This is a genomic window from Spirulina sp. LEGE 11439 (assembly GCF_059821285.1).
This window is the reverse complement of the sequence record NZ_JCAMRX010000032.1, coordinates 24319-46256: the sequence shown is the minus strand read 5'-3', so window position 1 is coordinate 46256 and position 21938 is coordinate 24319. Positions and strand designations below refer to the sequence as shown.

The 21938-nt window shown below is 42.1% G+C and carries 20 protein-coding genes; 10 read left to right on the top strand and 10 right to left on the bottom strand.

Going from position 1 to position 21938, the window contains the following annotated elements:
- Nucleotides 1-30: 30 nt before the first annotated feature.
- The 5 genes from AC6RV6_RS19495 to ispD all read right to left on the bottom strand — a co-directional run bounded on the left by AC6RV6_RS19495 (nt 31) and on the right by ispD (nt 4112).
- Nucleotides 31-960: a helix-turn-helix domain-containing protein gene (locus tag AC6RV6_RS19495; protein ID WP_500242546.1), complete on the bottom strand. Its 930-nt coding sequence runs from the start codon at nt 958-960 to the stop codon at nt 31-33.
- Nucleotides 961-986: 26 nt separating this feature from the next.
- Nucleotides 987-1625 (bottom strand): LysE family translocator, encoded by a 639-nt coding sequence (locus tag AC6RV6_RS19490; RefSeq protein ID WP_500242545.1) that lies wholly within the window; start codon nt 1623-1625, stop codon nt 987-989.
- Nucleotides 1626-1739: 114 nt separating this feature from the next.
- Nucleotides 1740-2366, bottom strand: a complete 627-nt coding sequence (locus tag AC6RV6_RS19485; protein WP_500242544.1) for a Uma2 family endonuclease — start codon at nt 2364-2366, stop codon at nt 1740-1742.
- Nucleotides 2367-2450: 84 nt separating this feature from the next.
- Nucleotides 2451-3383 carry a glycosyltransferase family 2 protein gene (locus AC6RV6_RS19480; protein ID WP_500242543.1) on the bottom strand — a complete coding sequence of 311 codons (933 nt, stop codon included), beginning with the start codon at nt 3381-3383 and terminating at the stop codon, nt 2451-2453.
- 33 nt (nt 3384-3416) lie between these two features.
- Complete coding sequence (ispD, locus tag AC6RV6_RS19475) at nt 3417-4112, bottom strand: 2-C-methyl-D-erythritol 4-phosphate cytidylyltransferase (RefSeq protein WP_500242542.1); 696 nt, start codon at nt 4110-4112, stop codon at nt 3417-3419.
- An 88-nt stretch (nt 4113-4200) separates the two neighbouring features.
- Between ispD and AC6RV6_RS19470 the strand changes: the two genes are divergently transcribed.
- From AC6RV6_RS19470 to gntT, 5 genes are all read left to right on the top strand, one after another.
- Nucleotides 4201-5163 (top strand): glycosyltransferase family 9 protein, encoded by a 963-nt coding sequence (locus tag AC6RV6_RS19470; protein ID WP_500242541.1) that lies wholly within the window; start codon nt 4201-4203, stop codon nt 5161-5163.
- Entirely contained in the window at nt 5156-5740 is a 585-nt protein-coding gene (locus AC6RV6_RS19465; protein WP_500242540.1) for a D-glycero-alpha-D-manno-heptose-1,7-bisphosphate 7-phosphatase, read from the top strand. The genes AC6RV6_RS19470 and AC6RV6_RS19465 overlap by 8 nt, the downstream gene beginning before the upstream one ends.
- Before the next feature lie 176 nt (nt 5741-5916).
- On the top strand, nt 5917-7410 hold the full coding sequence (locus AC6RV6_RS19460) for a UDP-N-acetylmuramoyl-L-alanyl-D-glutamate--2,6-diaminopimelate ligase (RefSeq protein WP_500242539.1): 1494 nt from the start codon (nt 5917-5919) through the stop codon (nt 7408-7410).
- 135 nt (nt 7411-7545) lie between these two features.
- Nucleotides 7546-8001, top strand: coding sequence for an SET domain-containing protein (locus AC6RV6_RS19455; protein ID WP_500242538.1), 456 nt, complete (start codon nt 7546-7548; stop codon nt 7999-8001).
- Between the two features lie 78 nt (nt 8002-8079).
- The gene (gntT, locus tag AC6RV6_RS19450; protein WP_500242537.1) at nt 8080-9426 is read left to right on the top strand and encodes a guanitoxin biosynthesis MATE family efflux transporter GntT; all 1347 of its coding nucleotides are present in this window, start codon (nt 8080-8082) and stop codon (nt 9424-9426) included.
- Here the strand turns inward: gntT and AC6RV6_RS19445 are convergent.
- Together AC6RV6_RS19445 and AC6RV6_RS19440 are read right to left on the bottom strand one after the other, a co-directional pair.
- Complete coding sequence (locus tag AC6RV6_RS19445) at nt 9401-10360, bottom strand: homoserine kinase (RefSeq protein WP_500242536.1); 960 nt, start codon at nt 10358-10360, stop codon at nt 9401-9403. The genes gntT and AC6RV6_RS19445 overlap by 26 nt on opposite strands.
- Nucleotides 10361-10417: 57 nt before the next feature.
- Nucleotides 10418-11164 carry a HalD/BesD family halogenase gene (locus tag AC6RV6_RS19440; RefSeq protein WP_500242535.1) on the bottom strand — a complete coding sequence of 249 codons (747 nt, stop codon included), beginning with the start codon at nt 11162-11164 and terminating at the stop codon, nt 10418-10420.
- Between the two features lie 242 nt (nt 11165-11406).
- On the opposite strand from AC6RV6_RS19440, the gene AC6RV6_RS19435 reads away from it, so the two are divergent.
- The 5 genes from AC6RV6_RS19435 to AC6RV6_RS19415 all read left to right on the top strand — a co-directional run bounded on the left by AC6RV6_RS19435 (nt 11407) and on the right by AC6RV6_RS19415 (nt 18731).
- Nucleotides 11407-12213, top strand: coding sequence for a class I SAM-dependent methyltransferase (locus tag AC6RV6_RS19435; RefSeq protein WP_500242534.1), 807 nt, complete (start codon nt 11407-11409; stop codon nt 12211-12213).
- A 37-nt stretch (nt 12214-12250) separates the two neighbouring features.
- Entirely contained in the window at nt 12251-13303 is a 1053-nt protein-coding gene (locus AC6RV6_RS19430; RefSeq protein ID WP_500242533.1) for an aldo/keto reductase, read from the top strand.
- 236 nt (nt 13304-13539) lie between these two features.
- A complete protein-coding gene (locus AC6RV6_RS19425) occupies nt 13540-14736 on the top strand; it encodes an ABC transporter substrate-binding protein (RefSeq protein WP_500242532.1) in 1197 nt (398 codons plus the stop codon).
- 2 nt (nt 14737-14738) lie between these two features.
- On the top strand, nt 14739-16817 hold the full coding sequence (locus AC6RV6_RS19420; RefSeq protein WP_500242531.1) for a sensor histidine kinase: 2079 nt from the start codon (nt 14739-14741) through the stop codon (nt 16815-16817).
- 141 nt (nt 16818-16958) lie between these two features.
- A complete protein-coding gene (locus tag AC6RV6_RS19415) occupies nt 16959-18731 on the top strand; it encodes a S8 family peptidase (protein ID WP_500242530.1) in 1773 nt (590 codons plus the stop codon).
- Nucleotides 18732-18847: 116 nt separating this feature from the next.
- Here AC6RV6_RS19415 and AC6RV6_RS19410 read toward each other — a convergent pair whose 3' ends face one another.
- The 3 genes from AC6RV6_RS19410 to AC6RV6_RS19400 form a co-directional block, all read right to left on the bottom strand.
- A complete protein-coding gene (locus tag AC6RV6_RS19410; RefSeq protein WP_500242529.1) occupies nt 18848-19702 on the bottom strand; it encodes a shikimate dehydrogenase in 855 nt (284 codons plus the stop codon).
- A 307-nt stretch (nt 19703-20009) separates the two neighbouring features.
- Nucleotides 20010-21005: a (S)-8-amino-7-oxononanoate synthase BioU gene (gene bioU, locus AC6RV6_RS19405; RefSeq protein WP_500242528.1), complete on the bottom strand. Its 996-nt coding sequence runs from the start codon at nt 21003-21005 to the stop codon at nt 20010-20012.
- Between the two features lie 135 nt (nt 21006-21140).
- Nucleotides 21141-21923, bottom strand: a complete 783-nt coding sequence (locus tag AC6RV6_RS19400) for an ABC transporter permease (RefSeq protein WP_500242527.1) — start codon at nt 21921-21923, stop codon at nt 21141-21143.
- Nucleotides 21924-21938: the final 15 nt, after the last annotated feature.

Below are 21938 nucleotides of genomic sequence, written 5' to 3'. Positions count from 1 at the left end.
CTAGAAAAAAGTTGCGGAATTTTGGGAATATTATTGCGATCGCGTTTGCAAAAATTGCTTGGGAGTTACACCAAAAGCACGCTTGAAATAACGGGTTAAATGGCTTTGGTCGCAAAAACCAACGGCGATCGCGATTTTTGCAATATCTGAGTGTCCTTGTTGTAATTGAGATTTGGCGCGATCGAGTCGGCTTCGTAAAATATATTGATGGGGTGTTATCCCCAAACTCTGCTTGAATAAGCGCAAAAAATGATAAGGACTCACTCGAGCGATCGCAGACAGATCTACTAGTTTTAAATCCTGATGTAAATGCTCGTAAATATAATCCGTCACTAAAATTAATTGCGATCGAGATAGACCGGAAGAATTGCGATCGGGTTGTGGAGATGTGGTGCAATAATTCCGCAATAGATGAATTGCCAATGCTGTTTTGAGGCTATCAACAAGTAAGTGACTACCTATCTCTTTTGTTTCTAACTCATCCTGTAAAGTTGCAAATATGCCTTGTATTAAGGGATCTCTCTGGGTCATAAATCGAGGCATGAGTTCGATGCGATCGGGATTTATCCAATCTTGACCTACTTGTTTGAGGAGTGCCGGTTCAACTGCCAAAATTGCAAACTGAACTGAGTTATACCAATTACAACGATGAGAAATATGAGCGGGGATAATAGCAATATCACCAAGATTGCGAGTTTCTTGCCTCAATTTTCCTTCTAGCCATCGCTCTCCAGATAAGCTGGAATACTTTTCATTTTTTCTTGGATGAGGAGGGACATGGGCAATAACGTGCATCGTATGTTGATGCTCGGCAATTTCAAATCTGGGTTGCTGAAAAAGCTCTAAATGAATGCCATTCCAGCCTTTACTCGAGGCAATAGATGGTTGAGGTAATAGTGCATTAACTGCATTGTCTTGATGATAATCAATGACTGGGACAGACTGTTCTGACAATCTCATTTTTTTCACTTTCTCAGATTATCGAATTACTCGTTAGTACTCGAGCCTGTTAGTGCAGTCGTTAAACCCAAAGTAATATAAACACTCCCAGTAAAGTAGCGTTGGGTGCGTAAAAATTGTAAATTGTTTCTGAACATTTGTCCCAGTCCGCTTGCAGCAAAAGCATAAATTGTATTGGTACAAATCCCCATACCGACAAATAGACAACCTAGAAAAAAGATTTGGAAAAGAACCGAACCTGCATTCGGATTGACAAATTGAGGCAAAAAAGCGAGAAAAAATAAAGGTGTTTTGGGATTCAAAATACTGACAATCAGACCTTGATAAAAAACGCGGCTCAGCTTTACAGATGTCTTGGCGATCGCACTGCGGTCTTTATCTGGCGATCGCCATGTACGAATACCCAGATAAATTAAATAAATTGCACCTGCATACTTGACGATGGTAAAGGCTAATGCAGAAGAGGCCAAAAGTGCCGAGAGGCCAAAAGCAGCAGCTAAAACATGGCAAAAATCGCCAATTCCAACCGCTAAAGTTGAGATTAATCCAGCCTGTCTTCCTTGATGTAAACTGCGAGTAACGGTGTACATAACCACTGGACCCGGAATAAGTAATAATGCTATAGCAGCCGCTAAAAAAAGAACGATAACTGAAAGATCGGGCATTGTTTTAAAGATTGCGATCGAGATTGCTCTCATTATAGCGATCGCAGCTTACAAACAAAAGCACCAACTGTTTTTCGCCAAATCATTTCAAGCAATTCAACTGGAAAAACAGTATTAAACTTGTTCTCGCACCCATGTCCGAATGGTACGGCGCAAAGTACGACGACCTTGAAGCCGACAGGATTGGATGATTTGAGGGAGATAGCGAATATTAAGAGTAGGAAAAATGCGACTTTGTTCGACTTCCAGATAGCTTTCTTCTTGGAGACAATAAATTTTCAATGTACCATCTTCATAACACCAGAGTTCGGGAATGCCTAAGCGTGCATAAATGGGAAAACGATTAAGAGATTTACTGGTAAGATCGATTTCTAGCGCAAGATCTGGTGGGGGATCTTCATTGAGATCGAACTGTATTTTGCCGCGTATCAGTGCTTCATTTTGAAAGTAAAAACAATTATCGGGTTCTAGTCCTGCTTGTTTCGCTTCTCGCCGCCAAGTTGTGGAACCATAGCTTTCATAGTCATATTCTAAAACTTCAGCGATATCTTCGATCGCAATACTCAGAGATTGTTTAAAATATTCATGTTCTGGTAAGGGAGTCATAATTTCTAAAGTCCCTGCATCATAAGCAATTCGGCTGGCACGATTGTTTCCCAAATTGATTAAAAGATTTTCAAATTGTTGCCAGCTAAAATTATGAAGCAAAACGCGATCGCTTCGTTTTTGAGTGAATGTCATTTCAGTTATCAGTTATCAGTTATCAGTTCAAACTGCTAAAGTGGGAGGCTTGGAATGTGGAAGTTTTTCTGAGAATTAATCCTCTTAAAAATGAGCAATTTCTTGGGCTTTTTCTGGTAGTTTTGCTTTGTTCTGTCCTTCGCTTCTGGCTTGATAGGTAACTAAATCTAAGGGTGTCCCCATGATATCAACGAAATCGGCTTTTTGAGTTAATGATTTAACAAGATTTAATGGGATTTCTTTTAATAACCAACGGCTCAAACGATAGAGAGTATTTTTGAGGGTTGATTCAGGCATGAGTTGTACGCCGTGGAGTTCGTGTAAATAACGATTCGATCGCCCGTAGCGTCTCCATTGACTGCGTAATTCTGCTAATGTTGCACGATGGCGATGACGAACAAAAGCCGCTTCGACAAACTCTAATTTCCATTCTGTTTCTCGTAAAATTCGCCAGCAAATATCCGCATCGCCTCCGGTGGTTAAATAAGGACGAAATAAACCCACTTGCTTGAATGCTTGTTTGCGAATAGCTAAATTAGCAGTTTGACCATAGGGACAAAATGAATGAGCTAAAGTGTGTTTTTGAGAAAGCGTGTCTTTGCGATCGCTATATTTTTCTAACCAATTTGTACTCGGAAGTGCTTGGATTTCTCCTGCAACTAGACCAATTTCAGCTTTTTCAAACGGTTTGACGAGCAATTCCAACCATTGCGGACAAGGGCGACAATCTGCGTCGGTAAAGGCGAAAATATCGTATTTTGCAGTGCGAATTCCTGCATTTCTTGCGGCATAAGAGCCTTGCACTTTCGTTTCATTTAAGGGTTTTAAAAGCAATCCCTGTTTGGCAAAATCTTCTACAGCAGTGGCAAGGAATTCTCCCGTGCGATCGCTACTATTATTGTTCACCAAAATATACTCGACTTGGGATGCGGGATAAGTTTGCGATCGCAAGCAAGTCAGTAAATCTGGTAAATCTTCCTCGCCGTTATAAATGGGGATAATAACAGAAATGTTCATTTTGTTATTGATTATTGGTTATTTGATTTCTCTCTACTCGTTACTACTTTTGATTCTTCCTTGTAAAATAAATTCTGCGATCGCTAGATCTACTGGAGTAGTAATTTTCAGATTTGTCTCTTCTCCCGGGACAATTTTCACGGGCAAATCGCACTTTTCAAATAAAGCTGCATCGTCGGTGACTTCCCAGCCCAATTGCTTACCCTTTTCGTGACACTCTTTTAATAACTTAACCTCAAATCCTTGAGGGGTTTGCGCTGCCCAGAGATTAGCGCGATCGGGGGTACTTTGAATAATATTCCCTTCGCCTACGACTTTAATCGTATCCTTCACCGCAACCGCCGCAATTAAACCTTGACAGGACTCTAATGCCGCCGCACAGCGATCGAATAAATCTGGTGTCGCCAAACATCTTGCCCCATCGTGAATCAAAACCCGCTCAGCCCCCTCTGGAAGCCTTTGTAAGCCATTGTAAACCGACTCTTGACGGGTTGTCCCTCCTTGGATCAAAACCACGGGTTTAGAAAGATTTGCCCCTGTTAAAATTTCTTGAAACGCGGGAAAATCGCAAGCTTGTCCCATGATGCCGATCCAGCCGATCGCCTGAGATGCCTCTGCTGCTCGTAACGTCCACTCTAATAGGGGTTTTTGCAACAGGGTTAACAGGAGCTTATTGCGATCGCCCCCCATGCGTTTGCCCAAACCGGCGGCGGGGATGAGTAAGTGCATCACAAGTTTAATCTTTCCCTAAGAAATCCATCTAGCTCTCATCATCCCTTAAAATTGACCTTGATTAACTCAAATTCCGTGAATTGAGATGCGAATATTAGCCCTCGTCCCCGGTGGAATTGGCGATCAGATTCTCTTTTTCCCAACTCTGACCACCCTCAAACAGCAATATCCCCAAGCATTAATCGATGTTTTGGTGGAACCGCGATCGAAGGGGGCCTACCGCGTTTGCCCTTCGGTGAATGAAGTTTTACTCTTTGATTACAAAGATCGCAACGGTCTAGCCGACTATCTCAACCTATTGGGAGTCCTGCGCGATCGCGAATACGAAGCCGCGATCGCCCTCGGACAACAGTGGGCGGTTGGCTTATTACTCTGGCTCGAAGGAATTCCCGATCGCATCGGTTACCAAATGAAAAAGGGCTGTTTTTTTACCAACACCGTCCCTTTGAAAAAAGAGCAATATGCGGCCGAGATGTATCACGATCTCCTTGATGGTTTGCATATCTCGACTTCAACTCCCTCGGTTAGCGTCAATGTTCCCAAAGGGGATATTAACTGGGCAGAAGTAGAGCAGGAAAATCTCGACGTGAAGGAAAGTGGGTATATTCTCCTCCACGGCGGCTCGAGTAAATTGGCACTCAGCAAAGGAATTGACAAAATCTATCCCGTAAAAAGCTGGTTGCAAATTGTCGAGAACATTCGCCAAAAACAGCCAGATTTACCCATTGTTCTGCTCAAAGGACCTGAAGATGAAGAATTTATCGAAAAAATGCTGGCAGGCGATCGCAGCTTAAAAACTGTCTCTCCTCCAGATATCGGTAAACTTGCCGCTTTTATTGCTGGCGCGAATTTAATGCTCTGTACCGATAGCGCCCCCATGCACTTGGCCATCGCTGTCGGAACCTATACAATTGCCCTATTCGGACCCACGGAAGCGAAAAAACTCCTTCCTCCCGATAATGAAAAATGTATCGGTATCCAGTCGCCCTCTAAAGCGATCGCGGATATTGCCCCTGTAACGGTTATCGAGCAAATTTGGCGTGAGTAGAGCAGCAGTATTTTTAGATAGAGATGGAGTCCTCAACAAAGAGGTGGGTTACATCCACAAAGTTGAGGACTTGGTACTCATAGAAGGAGTCGCAAAAGCCGTGCGCCGCCTTAATGAAGCCGGTTGGTTTTGTTGTATGGTCTCCAACCAAGCAGGCCCGGCGCGAGGTTACTTTCCCCTTGCTCACATTGAGGCATTACACGATCGCCTCGTGAGTTTGCTGGCGGAGGAAGCCGGAGCCAAATTAGATGCCCTCTACTACTGTCCCTATCTTGCCCCACCGGTCGGGGGAGTCAACCCCGAATACGCTCGCTGGAGTACTTGGCGCAAACCCAATACGGGGATGTTAGTCGCAGCAGCATGGGAACACGATCTCGATATTCGGCGCAGTTTTATGGTGGGAGATAAAGCCACGGATGTCGATTTGGCGAGAAATGCTGGGGCGCGAGGCATTTTAGTGCGGACGGGCTACGGTCAAGACGTGATTGGCGGCAGCTATCAGCACCATTCCCTTCCCGATTTTACAGCGGCGGATTTAGTGGAGGCGATCGACTGGATTTTGCAGCAAGATTGTTGAATTGTTTGATTTTTGGCGCGGCGATCGCGAGGGATTAAATCGACAGATACAATGATTTTGACCAACCCCGACAGAAATTTGTGAAATTGTCTCCCGATCGCCCCTTTCATTGGCATTGATAATTGAGAATCGATCGCAGATAATCGATTGTTAACCGAATTAAGTGTTAACGAGTGATGAAATTAAAAGAATTATTAGCCAATATCCCCGAAATCCAACCATTACCCGTACATCCTAATTTAGAAGCCGAAGTAACAGGACTCTCTACTAACTCCCATGCTTGTCAAGCGGGAGATTTATTTATCGGCATGCCGGGGACGCGTGTGGATGGGGGAGAATTCTGGGAAAGCGCGATCGCCTCGGGTGCGATCGCTGCCTTAATTACCCCTCAAGCCGCCGCCCAATGCCCTCCCCAAGAGAACCCCTGTCTCATTCAGGCTGAAAATATCGCCGTCACCTGTGCCAAACTTGCCGCCAAATTCTACAATAATCCGACTCAACAACTCAAAGCGATCGGGGTCACGGGAACAAATGGGAAAACGACCACGACTCATTTAATCGAGTTTTTCCTCAACTGCACCGAGTCCCCCACAGCATTACTCGGCACTCTCTACGCACGCTGGCCGGGATACGAAAAAACCGCAGTTCACACGACTCCTTTTGCGATCGACTTGCAAGCAAAATTGGCTGCAGCCCGACAAGGAGGCAGTCAATATGCAGTACTGGAAGTCAGTTCTCACGCCTTGGCACAGGGACGAGTAAAAGAATGTGTTTTTGAAGTGGGGGTATTTACAAACCTCACTCAAGATCATTTAGATTATCATCCCACGATGGAAGACTATTTTGAGGCCAAAGCCCTGTTATTTAGCGAAGAATATCTGCAAGGACGCGGGATTATTAATTTAGACGATCCTTATGGAAAACGTCTTATTGCCAGACTCCCGAGCGATCGCGTCTGGAGTTATAGTCTCAATGATGCCAATGCAGACTTATGGCTGAGCAATCTAACCTATGCAGCTACTGGCGTTCGCGGTACGCTTCACACGCCCAAAGGTGAAATTGCTTTTCAGTCTCCTCTCGTCGGTCAATTTAACCTCGCCAATCTCCTCGCCGCCGTTGGAACCGTTCTGCATTTCGGCAGCGAACTCGAGCAAATTATTCCTCATTTATCGGCATTTTCTGGAGTCCCCGGACGCATGGAACGGGTGCAAATTGACCCCGAACAAGATATCAGTGTCATTGTCGATTATGCCCACACTCCCGACAGTTTAGAAAATATGTTAAAAGCCGCCGGTCCCTTCATTCCGGGTCAAGCGATCTGTGTCTTTGGTTGCGGTGGCGATCGCGATCGCACCAAGCGACCGAAAATGGGAAAAATTGCCGCAGAATTAGCCGATCTTGCCGTCGTGACTTCCGATAATCCCCGCACGGAAGATCCAGAACGAATTTTAGAGGATGTTTTAGCGGGTATTCCCTCGGAAATTAAACTCATTGTCGAAAGCGATCGCGCCAAAGCCATTCGCACGGCCATCCTCAACGCAAAACCCGGAGATGGGGTATTAATTGCCGGAAAAGGTCACGAAGACTATCAAATTTTAGGCACCGAAAAAATCCATTTCGACGATCGCGAACAAGCCCGAGAAGCATTACAATTGAGAAGAAAAAAATAATCAAGTTGCCCAAGCAAAAATCCCACTGTTTTTGGAGAATATATTGGGATTTTTGCTGACATTGACCTAGGGCTATACTGATTCTCCTTGTGAATGTTAAAATAGGAGTTATATTTCGCTTTTACCCAATATCTAATGAAGGCAGAAAATCACGAATGTGTTCTGATTGAAGAGACTAATAAAGGATTAGGTGTTTTTGCGACTCGGAATTTTAAAAAAGGCGAGATTGTTGCGATCGGAAAACCGAGGAAACTTTTTGCAGAGAGAACTCGCTACTCCTTACAAATAGATATTAATTTACATATAGACATTGATACTCCAGGAAGATTGATTAATCACTCTTGTAATCCTAATACTGGAGTTAGAAATAATTGCTTCGGAGGATACAATTTTATCGCCATCAGAGCTATCTCGGAAGGAGAGGAAATCACTTGGGACTACGAGACAACAGAGTACAGTGTTCTTTTTGTTTCTCAATGTTTGTGTAATTCTGCCAATTGCCGACGACAAATTCGTGGTTTTTCTACTCATCCTCTGGAAATCAGAAGGAAATATGGTGAGTTTATTGCCGATTATCTCAAAGCTAAATAAAGTCCTGTAATATAGATAAAGTCTGATTGCCTTTAATCTTAGCGATCGAGAGGAGATTAATTCATTTTTTATTAAATTATGGTTTCATCTAATAATTTATTAACCCGCTTCATCAAACTTTCTTTTGCGAACAGCATCTCCAATCTCATGATTCCCTTAGCGAGTTTAGTTGATGCTGCATTTTTAGGGCATCTAGCAGAAATTCATTACCTAGCAGGAGTTGCCTTAACTTCTGTTTTATTTAACTTTCTTTACCGAATTTTTAAATTTTTACGTTTAGCCACAACAGGACCTACGGCTCAGACTGAAGCCTGTTGCGATCGCGATTCTGTCTTTTTAATCTTATTACGTAATAGTTTTATCGCACTAATAATCGGGTTAATTATCTTACTCTTACAGCAACCATTACGAGAGATAGGATTTACTTTACTGAGTGCGCCTCCCTTAGTTCGCGAGTCTGGCATAGACTACTACAATATGCGTATTTGGGGCGCTCCTGCGGTACTGATTAATTTTGTCCTAATCGGTTGGTTTATGGGACGAGAAAAAGGAATTATTGTTTTAATCTTATCGATTGTGGGCAATGGAGGCAATATTATTCTCGATTACCTATTTATTGTATTCTGGAATTATCAGAGTGCAGGAGCCGGAATCGCAACAGCCGCAAGCCAATATCTCATGTTACTGGTGGGATTAATTTTCATCTTCTTAGAAGGTTGGTTAAAGCAAATTCCAGCATTAGTTAGACAAATTTTTGAGATGAACGCTCTCAAGGCTATCTTTAAGTTCAATGGTAATCTATTTTTAGCGCGTTTAGCTTTTGTGATAACTTGCTCATTATTTACAAGTATTAGTGGTTCTCTCGGTACTCTCATCCTTGCAGCCAATACTTTACTGATAGAATTTTTGTATCTAGCAATTGATTTTGTTGATGGATTATCCTTTGCGACTGAAAGTTTAGCGGGAAGTTGTCGTGGATCGAGCGCAAACGAGCAACTAGCTCCTTTGTTAAAAATGACTGGAGGCGTTAGCCTAATTATAGGATTTTTTGCAGCATTGATATTTATTCTATTTCCAGATCCTTTATTCGGAATATTAACCAATCATCGAGAAGTCATTGCACAAATTCATAATTATCTTTTGTGGTTACTCCCTCTTTTAGTGTTTTGGTGTCTCTCGATCAATTTAACGGGCTATTTTCTCGGTTTAACTGAAGGGACAATCGTTCGTAATAGCATGGTTAATGCAACCATTATTGGCTTTATTCCGGGAGCTATAGTCGCTTGGCAATTTCAGAACAATCAGATATTATGGCTGGCTTTATTCTCTTTTGTCATTGTCCGAACCTGTGTATTAGGAATCCAAGTTCCTCATAGTTTTCAGAACAAACAAACCGAGTTTACAACCTCTCAGATTCTCGAATAATCCGATTAATTAAAACTTCATTTTTGCGTAAATTTTTAACTCTCGTCATAAATTGTTCTACTCTTGCTAACTGCCTCTCATTTTTTTGATTCAAGAGATCGTATGCTAAGTGCCATGATAACATCCCATGCGCTCCCCATTGAATATAATAAGGTAATAAATTTATTTCTTTGTCTGTCATTTTTCTCGCTCGATTATAAGATTGTAGAAAGTATTTTAATAAATGTTCATCTAGCTGGTTATTGGGGAAACAAAAACCATTAATCGTAATGCCAATATCATAGAGTAAATTATCTACACAAGCACATTCAAAATCTATCAGAGCAATCAGTTTATTTTTAACAAATAGAGTATTATCTGGAAAAGCATCTCCATGTATTAGTCCTCTGGGAACTGTTTCAGCAAGAGGTTTTGTTAAATAGTCAGTTTGCTCAATAAAATATCCAAAAATTTCTAAGTACTGATATTTTGCCTGAGAAAATTTTTGCATTAATTGATAACAAAGATCGAGATTAATATGATTTTTTCGAGAAGGTTTTCCCCAACTTTCAAAAGAGTTGAGATTTCCAATAGCTAAAGCAATACTTTCTACAGTATATTGATTGAGTTCTGGTTGTTTTCCTTGAATGAATTCGTAAATTACAATATATTGATTATCTAGTGAATTTATATATTTTCCATCTTCTCGAGTCAGAGGAAATGCAGTAGGAAATTTTATTTTCTTTAATTTGTGCATTATATCTACTTCATAGAGAATTTCATCTAAATTTTGGTATTGACAAATTCTATAAACATAATTTTTTCCCGTATTCATTTCAATTTTATAATTAGTATTTGAATATCCATTAGTAAGTTTTTCAAAAGATCGGAGTTCTCCTAAATCATAAGATTGCAATATGATTTTGATTTGTTCTTGTCTGTTTTTATCTTTCATAATATATAAAGACTATTTTTGTTGTGGTTTACAGTCAGACATTCTCTCAAGATTAATTTAATAGAAAACATCAGTTGTTTCATGTTTGTAAATAACAGGAGTTACTCCTTCCCAAGATTGAGCGCAGATGACTCGACGAGTATTGTTATTTTTCATTTCTGACACTTGATGTAAACAATGAGAACCATGAATAAGATAGGCTGTATTTTTTTTAAAATCATGGGTATGAATTAAGTTCTCTTGACGAGCTAATTTCACAGAATTGTCAATATTGTTGACAGGATTATCAATGTTTTTTGCTTGGCAAAATTTAGTCCATGATGGTAGAATTTCAACACGACCACCTTCCCCGATTTTTTCAAGAATTAAAGTTAGTGTATAAGGTGGATCGTCAAGATGCCATCCATGAGTTGAACCGGGTGCATTGAAAAAATTTAGAACTATCCATTCTTGATGATGCTGACAATCTCGAATATCTTCTTGCACAATTTTCTGTATTAAACTTCGAAGATAAGAATTTTGATAGAGCGAACAAAGAAACGGAGAGTTCTTCTTAATAACTGTGCCGCCAATTGTTGATAAGTGACGCGGAGTACCAAACATATATATATCCCGTTGTTTTGCATGTTGTTCTAATCTAATCGCTTCTTGTTCAATCCGAGCAAATATATTAGCTTGAAATAATTCTGGTAATTCGACATAGCCAAACTCCTGAAATTTTTCGGTTAAGTGAATTGTTTCTTTTTGGTAAGAGGGCGATAAAATCTGTTGTTCTGATACATTTTTCTTTGTTGGAGATTGCATAAGTATCAATAGAGAAAAGCAGTTAGTTAGTCTTCAGTTTAACATTAATATATTAAATCATATAGGCTGATAGCTTTTGAATCATGATATTGTTAAAAAGTCACAAGTTTCATTAATATTCTTAAAAAGAATTAATCTTGCTTCACAAATAGCTTTTGAGATTGTCAAAGTAATAGTGTGAAGCTCTAAGATAATAGTATAAGAATATGGCTAAAATTAGCGATCGCATTCCCTAAATGATTATGAGTGACTACAGTTACGATCGCATTGCTCATCTCTACGATCGCACCCGACCTTTACCCGCAGAAATCTCGGCAAAAATCGGCGATCGTATTCTCGAATTTGTCAGCGCTACCCCAGAAACAACCTTTCTCGAACTGGGAATCGGCACGGGACGCACCTCATTGCCGATTATTAAAAAAGGCTATCACTATACGGGATTAGATGCTTCGGAAAACATGATGGAGCAGTTACGCCAAAAAGTACAAGGTTTCCCTCATCAATTAACTCTCATTCAAGGGGATGCCACTTCTCTTCCTTTTCTTGATAATACCTTTGATGTGGTGTTAACAACTCATGTTTTACATTTACTTTCCGACTGGATAGAAGCACTCAAAGAAATTCAGCGCGTTCTCAAACCTACGGGAATTTATTTAGCTTGCGAAAATTTATTAACACCTCATCAACGAGAATTAGAAAATGTATTGAGGGGGATTTTATCTCGCGATCGCCCAATGATTTCTCAAACCATCGAAGCCGGGCTGAAACTCGCTCCTTTTGGAGAAAATGTCAAATGGACATTAATAGAATTAGGAGCAGAAGTAGAGCAAATCACAGCAGTTAAATGGCAAGTTAACCAAACAATTGAAGAATTGTTAGAAATGTATCAAATGCGAGCATTTGGAATTTGTTGGCACGTTCCCGAAGAAGAGTTTGTGCAAGCAATGAATGAATTGACATCGTGGTGTCGGAAAACTTATCCGTCAGAAGACTTCCTGCTGGCATCCGAAGCAACTTTTGAGATTATTGCCGCCAAAAATTGGAGATAGTCGTTAGACTGTAAATGTAGCTTTGAGGCATTTTAGTATGAGCGATACGAATACGCCACATCACCGTCATCGCAAGGTTAAACGCCGTAATTTTCTTGCGACGAGTGCCGTGACTGCAGCCGCGATCGCAGGAAGTTCTCTCGTTACGAATTGTGCTGCTGTTTCACCAGAAGAGGCAAAAATAGAAGCAGAAACTGGAGTAAAAATAGAGGGACAGAACAACAAAGATTTACCCCCAACAGCCATGCCCGAGCGGATTTTAGGGAAAACCGGAGTTTCTGTACCGCTTTTAGGTTTAGGAGGGGCGGGACGAACGCCATTATCTCAAAGAGGGCAAGAAAAAGAAGCATTTATTCTCTTAGAAAAAGCTCTAGAGTTGGGTATTCGTTATTTTGATACTGCTGCGAGTTACGGACCGAGTGAAGATAATATGGGTCGAGTTTTACCGGCTCATCGATCGCAAGTCTTTATTGCTTCTAAAACCGCGAAATTAGACCGAGATGGAGCTTGGCGAGAACTAGAGCGATCGCTTAATCGTCTCCAAACAGATTATCTCGATCTGTGGCAATTGCATCACATTTCTTTTTTAGAAGAAATCGATAAAATTACAGAAAAAAATGGTGCAGGCAAAGCACTCCAAGAAGCAAAAGAACAGAAAATAGTTCGCTTTAGCGGCATTACCGGACATCACGAACCCGATGCGATCGCGGAAGGCATTAGCCGCTATCCTTTCGATGCCATTCTCATTCCCATTAACGCTGCCGATCGCCAGCATCCTCGTCCTTTTATTCCTCATATTTTACCCGTAGCACAAGCAGAAAATATAGGAACGATCGCGATGAAAGTTCCGGCTTACGGACGCATTTTTAAACCAGGAAGATTAACAGGAATGGAGCAAGCTTTCGGTTATTCTCTCTCGCAACCCGGAGTCCACTGCGCCGTCATTGCAGCAGAAGATGCCGTCCAGTTAGCAGCAAATATAGAAGTCGCGAAAACCTTTCAACAACTCGAAGCGCTGGAATTACAAAAAATAGAACAATTAGCCGCTAATGGTTGGGACGATACAACCTTTTTTCGTCAATGGACGTGATATCAAGTATCAATAATCGATTATCAATAATATTGGATTGACTGTTTGTAATGAGAAGATAAACCGATCGTTTTAGCTCAGATAAATAGTTCACTTATTTGTTGATATTTTTCCTTCATTTACCGGACATTTACAGAAAAAAATGTTAATAAAGAGAAGTAGATTAGGAGCATCTACAGTAGTCAAACAATATTTATAGACCTATAAATATTGATTTTTTTGTGAGTTTTTTTTCAATGTTACAGAGACAATCAAGATATAATCGCCGTCAATTTTTAAAATTAGCTAGTATTTTTTCTACATCTATCAGTGCGTCTTTTGTGATGGGTGGTTGTGATGAACACCAAATGAAAGGAAGACGCGATCGCCTGCTAAAAATTGGCTATCTTCCCATTACCGATGCTGCCCCATTATTAGCTGCCGATCGTAAAGGCTTTTATCTGGCAGAAGGTTTGGACGCATTACCTCCCAAAAAATATCATTCTTGGCAAGCGATCGCCGACGCATTTATCAAGCGCGAGGTGAATGCAATTCATCTCTTAATGCCGATGACGATATGGATGCGTTACGGTCTCGAGTTTCCCGGAAAGGTCGTCGCGTGGAATCATACGAACGGATCGGCGATTACCGTTCGCCCGGAAATCCAACACCCGGAAGATTTAGGCGGAAAAACCCTCGCCATTCCATCTTGGTATTCCATTCATAACATCGTCCTGCAAATTCTCTTGCGGGAACGAGGATTGCACCTAACTCACAAACCCCCTCATCTTGCCCTCAAACCCGATGAAGTGCGTTTGGGAGTCCTTCCTCCTGCCGATATGCTTTCCGCCCTCGATCGCGGCGATATTGCCGGCTATATCGTCGCCGAACCTTACAATTCTGCCGCCGAAACGAGAGGGATCGGCAAACTTTTGCGCTTGACGGGAGATATTTGGAAAGATCATGCCTGCTGTGTTGTTTTCATGCACGAAGACGATATTGAACAGCATCCCCAATGGACGCAAAAAGTGGTCAATGCGATCGTAAAATCTCAACATTGGTCTCGTGCCAATCGCCCAGAACTTGCTCACCTTCTTTCCCTAGATGGGGGAAAATATATTGCTCAACCTGTCTCCGTGTTGGAGCGGGTTTTAACCTCCTACGATCGCGATTACTATACTCAAAAAGGCGCGATCGTTCATCCCCAATGGCGATCGCGTCGCATTGATTTTCAGCCTTATCCGTTTCCGTCCTATACCCGATCGCTAGTTCAACAACTCAAAAAGACTTTTATTCAAGATAAAATCGAATTTTTGGAGAGACTTTCTCCCGATTTTGCAACTGCCGATCTGGTTGACGATTCTTTTGTGAAAAAATCACTAGAACAAGTCGGAGGACCGCAATCTTTTGGTTTATCTCTAGATTTGTCGCGCAAGGAACTGTTGGTAATTTAAAAATGCGATCGCAAAAAAATATGTTTGGTTTATTTCGTCAAACAATTCGGTCTCGACAAAAATCAAAGATCGCCGCAATTCAATTGATTCGCCTTTTTCGTTCAATTTCCATTGAAAATTGGCTGCGTTGGAGTTTTATCACTTTAGTGGTCAGCAATTTAGCGATCGTCGGGACAATTTCAATTAAAGTAAGCCAAGTCGCACATCATAGACAAATACAAGTGTTGCAAGAGGAACGTGCTTTAGCTTTAGCCCGAGAGGTTAGAATCCGCTTAGATGATTTTCAACAACAGTTGAGCTATTTACAAAAAGTACGCGATTTGGTCACTCTTCCCAAAGAGACTCAGCGTGCATTATTGGAAGGTTTGACGCGAGAAAATGATGCTTATGAAACGATCGCGATTGTTGGCGCACAAGGAGAAATATTGACCGCGATCTCGCCTTATTCTAGCGAAAAAGCTGAAGATATTGCTCTAAGTTTAATGCAAAGAATAGGTGTTACAACTGCAATTCAGCAAAAAAATCGCTATATTCATCCCGTTGAACTGCATGAAAACTTGAACGTTCCCGTTACAACTCTCGTGCTTCCTTTACAAGATCGAGATGGGCGATCGCAAGGTGTTCTTATGGCGATGATTAATCTCGATTTTTTGAACTCTATTGTTGCGCGATCGCAGATTGGTAAAACAGGTTATGTTTATATCATAGACGAACAAAACCAAATTATTGCTAAAAAGCGCACAGCAGAAGAATCCTATCGAGAAATTGCCTTAGAAACTCCGAGCGATTGCAGTTTAATACAAATATTAAACACTAATCTTGTCAATTCCGTTAATATTTATCAAGGTTTACGAAATATCAAAGTATTGGGAACGAGTTCTTTTATTTATGGTGTCAATTGGCGCGTTGTTGTCGAGTTACCCCTGCAAGAAGTTCATGCTGCAGTATATCATTTAATTGGGTTAATGATCGTTATCATTTTGGGAGGAATCGCGATTTCGATTATCTTGAGTTTAAAGATTGCCAAATTGCTCATTGCTCCCCTCGAATATTTAACGCAAGTTGCTCATCAAATCAGTCATGGAGAATTTTCAACTCGCGTCAAAATGAAACAGCGCAATGAATGGGGAGTTTTGGCCAGCGCTTTTAATTCTATGACGGCAAAAATTCGCCATTCGTTTAAAATATTAGAAGCAAAAAATAACGAACTTTCTAATACCTTACAAGAATTACAACAAACACAACTACAACTCATCCAAACCGAAAAAATGTCCGGTCTCGGACAATTAGTTGCAGGAATAGCTCATGAAATTAACAATCCTATTAATTTTATTCATGGCAATCTCGATCACACGGAAGAATATGCCAATAGTCTACTCAAATTAATTTCTCTCTATCAGCAATATTATCCCGATCCCGATCGCGAAATTCAAGAAGAGTTAGAAGAAACAGATATTGATTTTCTCCGAGAAGACTTTCCTAAGTTGTTGCGATCGATGAAGGTTGGGTCTCGACGCGTGCGAGAAATTGTCACGTCTCTCCGCAATTTTTCTCGTTTGGATGAATCTAATTTTAAAAAAGCCGATCTTCACGAAGGGATTGAAAATACCCTCGTCATCTTGCAAAGTCAAATCAAAGCCAAGCCCGATCGCCGGAAAGTTAAGATTGTTAAAGAATACGGAAATTTACCTCTTGTGCCTTGCTATCCGGCACAACTCAATCAAGTATTTATGAATCTGATTAATAATGCGATCCATGCCCTCGATCGCTTTCGTCGAGAAGATTCGGATCGCCAGCCAGAAATTGCGATCGTCACGGAATGTACAACCGCATCATCAGAGAAAAATGCGGAAATTGTGATTCGCATTGCCGATAACGGCGAAGGCATTCCCTATGAAGTCAAGCAACGTATTTTCGATCCCTTTTTCACCACAAAACCCATTGGCGAAGGAACGGGTTTAGGTTTATCCATTAGCTATCAAATTATTGTAGAAACTCACCAAGGAAAGCTCGAATGCTTTTCAACCCCAGACAAAGGAACGATATTTCAAATTAAAATTCCCTTATTTAACAAATCTTAGACTGCGATCGCCCCCGACGAAAGATGAGTATGAGCTATCCTGTAAGATAGCCCGACCCAAAACCGAACAATGAGTTGTGCCAGCCTTCCCACGAGTTGCCATTGTTCATTGTTCATTGTTCATTGAAATGAGCTTGCCGCTATGAAAAAATTTTTGCTATTTTGCCTTTTTATCATCGGTATCAGTATTGCCTTATGGAACTTCAAAGGTCTAGCCAATAAAGGAGAATATAGCTCCATTGTTCTCGATTTTGAGAATAATGTTGACAAAACGGAAATTCTCCAAGAATTGGACGCGATCGCGACAAATTACAGCGTTACCCCCCATTTAAACAGCGAATTTTCCCAAAGCGATCGCGTTTACATCATTGAAGGGGACAAACAAACCCTCAAGGCACTGAGAAAATCTAAATTATTGCGATCGGCGACGGAATATATCGAACCCAACTACGTCTATCACACCCTCGAACGTCCTAACGATCCCGATTACAGCAAACAGTGGAACTTCCAAAACATTAACATCGAGCAGGCGTGGGCGGAAACCAAGGGAGAAGGCTCCGTCGTCGCAGTCATCGATACGGGAGTCAGTAAAGTTCCCGATCTTAAAGAGACGGAATTTGTCAAAGGCTATGACTTTGTTAACGATAAAGTTGATGCAAGCGACGATCAAGGTCATGGGACTCATGTCGCCGGAACCGTCGCTCAGTCTACCAATAATGGCTATGGAGTTGCAGGCGTTGCCTACAAAGCCAAAATTATGCCGATTAAGGTTCTTGCTGCCAGTGGAGGGGGTACGGTCTCTGATATTGCCGAGGGCATTCGGTTTGCCGCCGATAATGGCGCAGACGTGATTAATATGAGCCTCGGGGGAGGTGGTGAAAGCAAACTCCTTGATGATGCGATCGCCTACGCTTATAACAAGGGCGTGGCCATTATTGCCGCCGCCGGGAATGAAAATCGCAACGCCTCTTCCTATCCCGCCCGCTATCCGAGAGTTCTCAGCGTTTCGGCTTTAGACCCTGCCGGTGTGAAAGCCCCTTATTCTAACTATGGTGCAGGGGTAGACATTTCCGCACCGGGAGGGAGCGAACAGGGAAAAATTCTGCAAAATACGATCGATCCCAACACTGGAGAGTCAATATTTGTTGAACTTCAGGGAACGAGTATGGCTTCCCCTCACGTTGCTGGGGTGGCGGCTTTATTGAAAGCGGAAGGGATCGAAGAACCCGCAGAAATTTACGAGATTCTCAAGCAATCCGCCCGCAAAGTTGAAGAAGATGACTTAAACCACTTTGGTGCGGGACAATTGGATGCTGGTGCCGCCGTCCAACTCGCCCTCAAAGGTAAAATTACCTTTAAAGACTTCTTCCGATGGTTGCGAGATAATGGTTATTTGAATCTGCGTTTCTGGTTTGATGGTGGTGCGATCGCATTGCTGCCCAAACTGGCTATGGTGATTGGTTCTTATTTACTGGCTTGGCTGTTACGCAACTATTTCCCGTTCAGTTGGAATTGGTGGCTGGGTAGCGGTTTAGTCGCAGGAAGTTCGGGACTCTTTTTCCTGCGGGGATTTTATATCTTTGACTTGCCTCAAGCACCGTTTCGGGTTTTAGGCAGTTCTATTCCCGAACTCGGCACCGCCATTCAAGGCGGTTCGACCTTCAATCCTTTCTTTGCCAGTATTTTAATTCCGGCGGGTTTAATTGTCCTATTCCTCGGTCATCCTCGGTGGAAATGGTTTGCGATCGGTACGACTTTAGGCGTTGCTTCTTGTTTGACCGTGAGTGCCTTCCTGTCTCCGGTTATTTGGGGCATTGGCTCGGGCATTTTCGCCTCAATTTTCTTACTCGTGAATGCTGCTCTTTGTCTCTGGTTAGCACGATTTGTCATTAAAGGGGAAGTGCAAGGAATTTAAGCGATTTAATCTTGAATACTTGCAGCAAGAGGGGTGAAATTTCATCCCTCTTTTCCCTGAGTCATTATCAATAAAAAATGAGAAAAAAAGCCACGATTGGGTTTTTATTTTCCTTGTCATTTCTCTAATAATGCTTGACGCATAATATTTGCGGGGATGGGTTGCTGCAACCAAAGTTGTAACGCCGCCGCACCTTGCTGGACTAACATTTCACTCCCATCGATCGCCACAGCCCCGCCATTTTTTGCTAATTGTAGAAAGCGCGTGGGACTGGGAGTATAAATGAGATCGTAAGCGATCGCACCGTCGGGTAATTGTTTGAATGCAGCTTCATCTACGGGAGAGCGATCGCTATGAGGAGACATTCCGACGGGCGTAGAATTGACTAAAAGCTGAGTTGACGATACCAATGCCGGTAATTCATCCCACAGATACACCCGTACAGAGTCAGCAAAGGGCGTATCTTGCCAACTTAGTTTGAAATTGTCCAACTTGGCGCGATCGCGTCCCACAACGCGAATTTCTGAGCAGCCCAACTCGAAGCACCCAGCGACAACCGCCCGCGCCGCACCGCCATTTCCTAAAATAACAGGCGTAATATTACCCCAATCGCGTTTCAGTTCTTTTAAAGGAGCAATAAACCCGATCGCATCGGTATTCGTTCCTTCCCACCCTTTTGAACTTCGCCAAACCGTATTCACCGCGCCGATCGCCTTGGCTACAGGAGAAACTTCAGCCAGAAGCGAAATAATCACCTGTTTGTGGGGAATAGTAATATTAAATCCGACTAGGGCGATCGCCGCAAACCCGTCTAAGGCTTTGGCTAAATTTTCCTTTTGGATGGGAAAGGGTAGATACACATAATCTAGCCCCAGATGCGCGATCGCGGCGTTGTGCATGGCAGGAGAGAGAGAATGTTCTACTGGGTCGCCAATGACCCCTAATAATTTTGTTGTTCCGGTAATGGGCATTATTAATTATTGATGAGGAAAGCGATCGATTAACTCTTCACGAGATAATTGTAAAGGTAGAGGTGTAAATTCTTCATCGACAGCAGCGTAAGTCGTTCCCATTCCTCCTTGTCCTAGAGAAGTGACAATTTGATAGCGATCGCTTCCTTTAATCAGTCGAGATTCATTTTTTGATGCTTATCCGGTTAAGCGAGTATGGGGATGAAGAAACGAAATGACTATCGAATCATCACTTAGTAATTTCTTCTGTTGTGCGGACAATATGATTAGATCGCCGATCGCTAAAATATTGCCCGCACACTCAAGATTATTTTACAAATTGAGGCATGATTTCCGCCGCCGTAAACAAGCCAGACAACCCTTGACGATGTAAAGAAACTCCGGCTTTCAAATATCCGAAAGCGGGTCCGCAAACATTCGCCGCCATACTGGTTTCATTACCTAATGTAAAGGTATGGGTGGAAATTTTCCCTTCAAAGGTGCGTCCCGTGACTTTAACATTGGTGCTGAGAGGTTTCTTGGCATTGCGAGTATCGACAACCCCGCCAACCGTAACGCGATCGCGGCTGCAAATCCCCCCCAATTCCAACATGATATCGTCGGCGTGTTCCATGTTTTCTAAAGTGAGAATACCTTTGGTTTTGTCTAAGAATGCCTCAACTTCTGCATCACTCATTGCCCTCGCTTTTTCCACATCAAACCCCGGTAAATGGGCAATATCCTCGCGAATGGTGGCGCGATATGCCTCCCAGTTAGCAATTCCGACACCGAAAGTAATGGTAACATCATGTATCTCTGCATAACTTTGCGCCGCGATCGCTGCCACCGCCGTCAATAACCCCGGAGTTGCCCCACATCCCGCCATATAGGTGATTCCAGCCGCTTTGAGGGATTCTCGCATTTCTAGCACTTGTTCCATTGCAGAGGTGCGTTTGAGGGCATCTACCAGCACCCCTTTCCATCCCGCATCGATGAATTGTTGAGCAACGGAAGCCATAAACGTGTTAGGTAAATTAGGGAGAGCGAGAAAATAGCCGTCAACGTCAGCTTTTTCTAACAAATCTTGAATACTATTGTTACTGAGAGTTCCGTGAGGTTCGAGATAGCCCAAGGAATCTTTTTCTCGATAGATTTGACTGCAAGTATCTGCATCCAGTCCCGCCGGATTGTAAGCATAACCTTTGCGATCGGCGGCGGCAACTAATATCATTTCCCGTTTGGGTGCGAGGACTTTTGCGGCGGCTTGTCCTAACCCTCCAAATCCCAATACACCGACTTTAATCTTATTTTGCACTGCTGTCATGGTTTCTTTCTCGATTTGAACAGTCTTTTATTATCTCTCGAGAGGGAAGATGCGATCGCGACTGTGAACAAAAATGTTAGATTTCGTCATCCGCATAATTAGTAATCTTGGTACTGTTAATAGGCTAGAAAACAGCTAACTCGAAGCACTGGTATAAAAACGGGTGGCAAATCGCCAAAATCGATGAGAACAATAGAGAAGGACAATGGCTAAAATTCCCGAGCCGAATATCCATGAAAATTCAACGCGATCGAGGAGAGTTTGCGAAGGAATGGTTGTTAAAAAAGCAACAGGGATAATAAAGGTAAAAACAAAACGATATAAGGCTGGATAAGCGACCATTGGAAAACGCCCAGCCTCTAATAAGCCGCGTAAAACTTCCGTGACATTATAAATTTTAACAAACCAAATACTGGTTGCTCCCAACATAAACCAAAGGCTATATAAAATAACTGTACCAAAGAAAATGGGAATTAAACTGAATAAATAATTGCTCGGATTTAAGCCAAGACGCGAGCCAGAATAAAGAACAATTATTGCACCAAAAATCAGATCGGGTAAACCCCAAGGAGAGACTGTTCTTGCTGAGAGCCAAAATTGACTGCTAATCGGTTTGAGTAAGACAAAATCCAATGTTCCTTCTTGAACTTGCTCGACAATTTTGTTAAGATTGGGAATGAGAAATGTGGCTGAAAATCCTCGCAGAAAGGTGAAAACACCCAAGATAATTAAGGCTTCTTCCCAGTTCCAGCCCTTAAATTCATAGCCAGTCCGATAAAATAAGAATAGACCAAATAAACTACCAGAAAGGTTGGTTAAACTGCTCAGGGTAGCAATGAGAAAATTTAAACGATATTCGAGTTCTGCTGCGATCGCAGTACTCCAAAATAACTTGAGAACTAATAAGTAACGCTGCATAATATTAAGAGAATA

What these genes read in the sequence shown, in the direction of transcription:
- AC6RV6_RS19495 (WP_500242546.1), bottom strand. Translation starts at nt 960, where the DNA reads ATGAGATTGTCAGAACAGTCTGTCCCAGTCATTGATTATCATCAAGAC.
- AC6RV6_RS19490 (WP_500242545.1), bottom strand. Translation starts at nt 1,625, where the DNA reads ATGCCCGATCTTTCAGTTATCGTTCTTTTTTTAGCGGCTGCTATAGCA.
- AC6RV6_RS19485 (WP_500242544.1), bottom strand. Translation starts at nt 2,366, where the DNA reads ATGACATTCACTCAAAAACGAAGCGATCGCGTTTTGCTTCATAATTTT.
- AC6RV6_RS19480 (WP_500242543.1), bottom strand. Translation starts at nt 3,383, where the DNA reads ATGAACATTTCTGTTATTATCCCCATTTATAACGGCGAGGAAGATTTA.
- ispD (WP_500242542.1), bottom strand. Translation starts at nt 4,112, where the DNA reads ATGCACTTACTCATCCCCGCCGCCGGTTTGGGCAAACGCATGGGGGGC.
- AC6RV6_RS19470 (WP_500242541.1), top strand. Translation starts at nt 4,201, where the DNA reads ATGCGAATATTAGCCCTCGTCCCCGGTGGAATTGGCGATCAGATTCTC.
- AC6RV6_RS19460 (WP_500242539.1), top strand. Translation starts at nt 5,917, where the DNA reads ATGAAATTAAAAGAATTATTAGCCAATATCCCCGAAATCCAACCATTA.
- AC6RV6_RS19455 (WP_500242538.1), top strand. Translation starts at nt 7,546, where the DNA reads ATGAAGGCAGAAAATCACGAATGTGTTCTGATTGAAGAGACTAATAAA.
- gntT (WP_500242537.1), top strand. Translation starts at nt 8,080, where the DNA reads ATGGTTTCATCTAATAATTTATTAACCCGCTTCATCAAACTTTCTTTT.
- AC6RV6_RS19445 (WP_500242536.1), bottom strand. Translation starts at nt 10,360, where the DNA reads ATGAAAGATAAAAACAGACAAGAACAAATCAAAATCATATTGCAATCT.
- AC6RV6_RS19440 (WP_500242535.1), bottom strand. Translation starts at nt 11,164, where the DNA reads ATGCAATCTCCAACAAAGAAAAATGTATCAGAACAACAGATTTTATCG.
- AC6RV6_RS19435 (WP_500242534.1), top strand. Translation starts at nt 11,407, where the DNA reads ATGAGTGACTACAGTTACGATCGCATTGCTCATCTCTACGATCGCACC.
- AC6RV6_RS19430 (WP_500242533.1), top strand. Translation starts at nt 12,251, where the DNA reads ATGAGCGATACGAATACGCCACATCACCGTCATCGCAAGGTTAAACGC.
- AC6RV6_RS19425 (WP_500242532.1), top strand. Translation starts at nt 13,540, where the DNA reads ATGTTACAGAGACAATCAAGATATAATCGCCGTCAATTTTTAAAATTA.
- AC6RV6_RS19420 (WP_500242531.1), top strand. Translation starts at nt 14,739, where the DNA reads ATGCGATCGCAAAAAAATATGTTTGGTTTATTTCGTCAAACAATTCGG.
- AC6RV6_RS19415 (WP_500242530.1), top strand. Translation starts at nt 16,959, where the DNA reads ATGAAAAAATTTTTGCTATTTTGCCTTTTTATCATCGGTATCAGTATT.
- AC6RV6_RS19410 (WP_500242529.1), bottom strand. Translation starts at nt 19,702, where the DNA reads ATGCCCATTACCGGAACAACAAAATTATTAGGGGTCATTGGCGACCCA.
- bioU (WP_500242528.1), bottom strand. Translation starts at nt 21,005, where the DNA reads ATGACAGCAGTGCAAAATAAGATTAAAGTCGGTGTATTGGGATTTGGA.
- AC6RV6_RS19400 (WP_500242527.1), bottom strand. Translation starts at nt 21,923, where the DNA reads ATGCAGCGTTACTTATTAGTTCTCAAGTTATTTTGGAGTACTGCGATC.